This window comes from Microbispora sp. NPDC049633, from assembly GCF_040675265.1.
GTDB classification, from domain to species: domain Bacteria; phylum Actinomycetota; class Actinomycetes; order Streptosporangiales; family Streptosporangiaceae; genus Microbispora; species Microbispora maris.
The window spans coordinates 1-4,088 of record NZ_JBFAOO010000349.1 but is presented as its reverse complement, the minus strand read 5'-3'; the positions used below and the strand labels follow the sequence as shown (position 1 = coordinate 4,088).

The 4,088-nt window shown below is 74.6% G+C and carries 5 protein-coding genes; all 5 read right to left on the bottom strand.

Annotated elements, in window-relative coordinates; genetic code table 11:
* On the bottom strand, positions 1–1,277 hold a 1,277-nt coding region (locus AB0J39_RS38585), incomplete at its 3' end, for an FAD-dependent oxidoreductase (RefSeq protein WP_363474034.1).
* 8 nt (positions 1,278–1,285) lie between these two features.
* A complete protein-coding gene (locus AB0J39_RS38580; RefSeq protein WP_363474032.1) occupies positions 1,286–2,200 on the bottom strand; it encodes a VOC family protein in 915 nt (304 codons plus the stop codon).
* A gap of 153 nt (positions 2,201–2,353) precedes the next feature.
* Positions 2,354–2,692 carry a TraR/DksA family transcriptional regulator gene (locus AB0J39_RS38575; RefSeq protein ID WP_363474030.1) on the bottom strand — a complete coding sequence of 113 codons (339 nt, stop codon included), beginning with the start codon at positions 2,690–2,692 and terminating at the stop codon, positions 2,354–2,356.
* Entirely contained in the window at positions 2,679–3,509 is an 831-nt protein-coding gene (locus AB0J39_RS38570) for a rod shape-determining protein (protein ID WP_363474028.1), read from the bottom strand. Before AB0J39_RS38570 ends, AB0J39_RS38575 begins: the two co-directional genes overlap by 14 nt.
* Positions 3,506–3,829 carry a TraR/DksA C4-type zinc finger protein gene (locus AB0J39_RS38565; RefSeq protein ID WP_363474026.1) on the bottom strand — a complete coding sequence of 108 codons (324 nt, stop codon included), beginning with the start codon at positions 3,827–3,829 and terminating at the stop codon, positions 3,506–3,508. The genes AB0J39_RS38570 and AB0J39_RS38565 overlap by 4 nt, the downstream gene beginning before the upstream one ends.
* Positions 3,830–4,088 lie beyond the last annotated feature (259 nt).

Genomic DNA, 4,088 nt, shown 5'->3' with positions numbered 1-4,088 from the left:
CCGGCGGCTCCGGTCCCCTTGCCCGCGCTGTCGCGGTCGCCCATGCCGAACCCCAGGCGCGGATCGGCGGCGGCGAACGGCCCCTTCAACGGGCGTAGCCACTTCGGGTCCTTGTGGAAGTAGGGGTCCTCGCCCCGCTCGGCGTGCCGGTTGTACACCGCGACGGTGTCCTCCAGCGCGCCGGGCGGCATGCCGAGCGACTCCTCCAGCTCGGCGAGGGTCTCGGCGACGAAGACCGGGCGCACGCCCCACAGGTCCCGCGCCGGGATGTCCTCGTAGCCCTCCTCGTCGATGATCGCCCAGTACGGCCCCGGCTGGTGCCGGACGGCGGCGACGCTGAACAGGCCGGGGTAGACGTCCTCGTTGATGAAGCGGCGGCCCAGCCCGTTGACGAGCATGCCGCGCACCAGCATCGCGGGCAGCGCCGTCATCGCGATCTCGACCTCGCCCATGCGGCGGGTGGCCGCGCCGACGGCGGTGGCCATCCGGATGCCGCCGCCGTCGTCCAGTCCGGCGCTGACCTTGCCGTGCCCGATCAGCACCGGGGCGTGGTCGGCCAGCATCTCCTCGTTGTCGACGAACCCGCCGGTGGTCAGCACCACTCCCCTACGGGCGCGGTAGGTCACCCGCTCGCCGTACCGGCGGGCCACCACCCCGGCGACCCGGCCGTCGGCGCCGAGGACGAGATTGCCGGCGCGGGTGTCGGCGTGACACGCGGCTCCGGCCGCCCGCGCCGCCTCGACGAGCGTGTCCATGAGCAGCCGCCCGCCCCAGCTCTCGACGGCCGGCCGGTGCCCGCGCGGCACCGGCCGCGCGAGGGTGGTGTACGGCCAGGCGTTCTCCCCCAGCCACATGAGACCGTCGGTCGTCGGCGGCATCCAGCTCGGCGCGTCGTAGAACGACGCGTTGAACGGCACGCCCCTGGCCCGGAACCACTCGAAGTGCTCGACGCTGCCGTCGCAGTAGAGCCGCAGTTTCTCCGCGTCGGCGTGCGGGCCGAGCGCCGCCGCGAGGTAGGCGACCATGTTGTCCGGGTCGTCCTCGAACCCGCAGGCCCGCTGGACGGCCGTGCCGCCGCCGAGGTACAGCTCGCCGCCCGACATGGCGGACGAGCCGCCGGAGCCGCCCGCCCGCTCCAGCACGAGCACGTCCGCGCCCGCCGTCGCGGCCTCGTACGCGGCGGCCGCCCCGGCGCAGCCGAAGCCGACGACGAGCACGTCGCACTCGTGGTCGAACGCCGCGACGGACCCGGCCGCCACCGGTTCCACCGATCGCATCGGCCGGCTCACTTCCTGGGAACGAAGGTGGCCAGCGGCTCGGACCCGGACCAGTCGTGGCCCCAGTAGCTGTCGGCCGTGATCTCCTCGGCCGTGTAGTACGTCTCGTCGACGCGCATGCCCTCGGTGCCGTACTCGATGTCCCAGCCTCCGGGGGCGCGGACGTAGAAGGACACCATCTTGTCGTTGGTGTGCCGGCCGAGGGTGGAGGAGATCGAGAAGCCCGCCTTGCGCACCCGGTCGAGCGCCATGCCCACCGCGTCGAGGCTGTCCACCTCGACCATCAGGTGCACCAGCCCGGGGTCGCCGGCGTACCCGGCGGGGCAGATCGCGAGGCTGTGGTGGCGCTGGTTGACGCCCATGAAGCGCACCCGGCGGTACGGCGGCTTCCCGCCGCCCATCTTGATGGCGCCCCGGGGCAGGAAACCGAGCACCTCGGTGTAGAAGGAGACCGTCTCGTCCATCGCGGTGGTGGGCACCACGACGTGGCCCATCCCCTGCGCGCCGGTCACGAACTTCTGGCCCAGGCCGGTGACGACCGGGCTGTGGTCGAGCACGGGCCCGAAGAAGACCTCGACGGGCACGCCCGCGGGGTCGGTGAAGGCGATGGCAGCCTCGGCGTCGCGCTCGGCGGACTCCTCGTCCGACAGCACCTTGACCGGTGTGCCGGACGCCTCGACGGCGCGGCCGACGGCGGCGAGCGCGAACTGGTCGCGCACCTCCCAGCCGACCGCGAGCACCCGGTCGATGTCGCCGGGCAGCACGGCGAGCCGCGCGCGGCGCTCGTCCATGCGCAGGTACAGCCCGTCCGGGTCCGGCCCGGACCCCTCGGCGAAGCCGAGGCCGTCGATGAGGAGGCCGCGCCAGCGCCCGATGTCACGCGTCTGGACCTTGAGGTAGCCGAGTCCTCGGATCTGCGTCACTTGTGCTCAATCCAATCTGCCGGTCGGGGGGAGCCGATCGCCGATCCCCACCGTGGCAGACCCCGCGCCCGGCCGCCCCGGCCCTCCCGCTCAGTGAGAGCGGCCCGGGCCGCTCCGCCCCCGGCGTGCGGGGGCGGAGCGGGCGCGCCGGCGTCAGCGGGCCTCGTGGCGCCGCTGGCAGGTGATGCAGTAGCGGGCCATGGGCCGGATCTTCAACCGGCCGAACGGGATGGCCGCCGCGCAGTCGGCGCACTGGCCGTAGCTGCCCTCCTCGATCCGCTCCAGCGCCTTGCGCAGCTCGGCGACCGCCCGCTCGGTGGCGGCGACGTCGGCGAGCAGGGCGAGCCTGGCCGCGCCGTCGTTGCCGCCGTCCACGGCGGCCCGCAGATCGCGCAGCTGCACCTCACGCCACTGGAGCTGCTCCTCCAGGTCCGCGCGCATGGCCTGCATCTGCGGCCTGCTGATGGCGGTGAACTCGTCACTGGTGGTCATCGTCGACGTCCTCTCGTCCGATGGCAGACATGCCGGGAGTGCGGTGCTCGACCGTGGACAGCAGGCAGGCCAGCCCTCTGACGGTCGCGTTGGCGGGATCGGCCGCGGGGCTGACGGTGATCCGCAGCTCCGCGCAGAGCTTGCGGGCCAGCTCCGGGTCGAGGGCGCCGCCACCCGTGATCAGCAGGCCCTGCTGCCTGACGATGGCCCGCAGGGCGGCGGGAACGCGCGCGATCAGGTCGGCGACCATCGCCACGACGCGTTCCCGCGCGTACGGCGGGCAGCCGGCGCCCTCCGCCGGACCGCCCGCGGCGACCTGTACGGCACCCGCGTCGGCGATCTCGCCGGCCCGGATGACGACGGCCTCGGCGATCCCCGCCCCGGCGTCGAGCAGGAGCCGGGGCCTGGGATCGGCGATGTCCACGCCGCAGCCGACCGCCGCGGCCAGCGGCTCCTCGACGATGGTCACCCGGCAGCCGGCGGCGCTGCTGACCGCCGCGAACGCGGCGCGCCGGTCCAGCCGCGAGGCCGCGACGGGCACGCCGAGCAGGACGCGTTCGAGGGGCGGGTGCCGCTCGGTGACGGCGTCCCGCAGCGCCGTGCGGACCAGCCGCGCGCATCCGGGCATGTCGGCGACCATGCCGTGCCGCACCGGCCACCTGCGCGTCCCCGGATCGCCGCACGCCGAGGGCCGCTCCTTGATCGCCGTGCTGCCGGACAGCAGCAGCCGGGTCCGCGCGGTGCCGAGGTCGAGGGCGAGGGCCGCTCCCCCGCCTCTCCTCCCGTTGACACCGGTCATGCCGGTCATGACCGTCATGCCGACATCCGGGCCTCGCCGGCGCAGGCCGCGCACTGCTGCACGTGCGGCGCGAGCCTGAGCCGGTCGAGCGGCAGGAACGCCTCGCATCGGGTGCAGGTGCCGTAGAGGCCCCGATCCATTCGCTCCAGCGCCGCCTCGACCGCGGCGACGTCGCGCCGCGCCTGCCGTACGCGCGTGTCGTACGGGTCACGCACCCGGGCCAGCTCGGCCCGGGCCGCGTCGAGCCGCTCCTCGAGCAGCATGCGCAGTTCGGACAGCTGCGCGGTGTACCGCCGGCATTCCTCGAAGAGGAGGCGCGGCGACCTGATCTCTGCCATAAGCGGCATCACTCCAGGTGAAGGGGATGTCGGCGCGCGAGCGCGCGCCTTCGGCGCACCGGTCGCCGGTGCGCGAGACGAGTACGCGGGGCGGACCCGCGGGACGGCGGTCGGGAGGCTCCGCTCGGAAGGGCACGCCGCGGCGGCGCGACGGGGGTGCGGATGCGCGAAAGCCGGCACGCGTCACCGGTCGCGTCGCCGGTCGCCTGTCCCGCGGGGCCCCTGCGGGCGGGTAAGGGTGAGGAGCGAGAAGAACAGG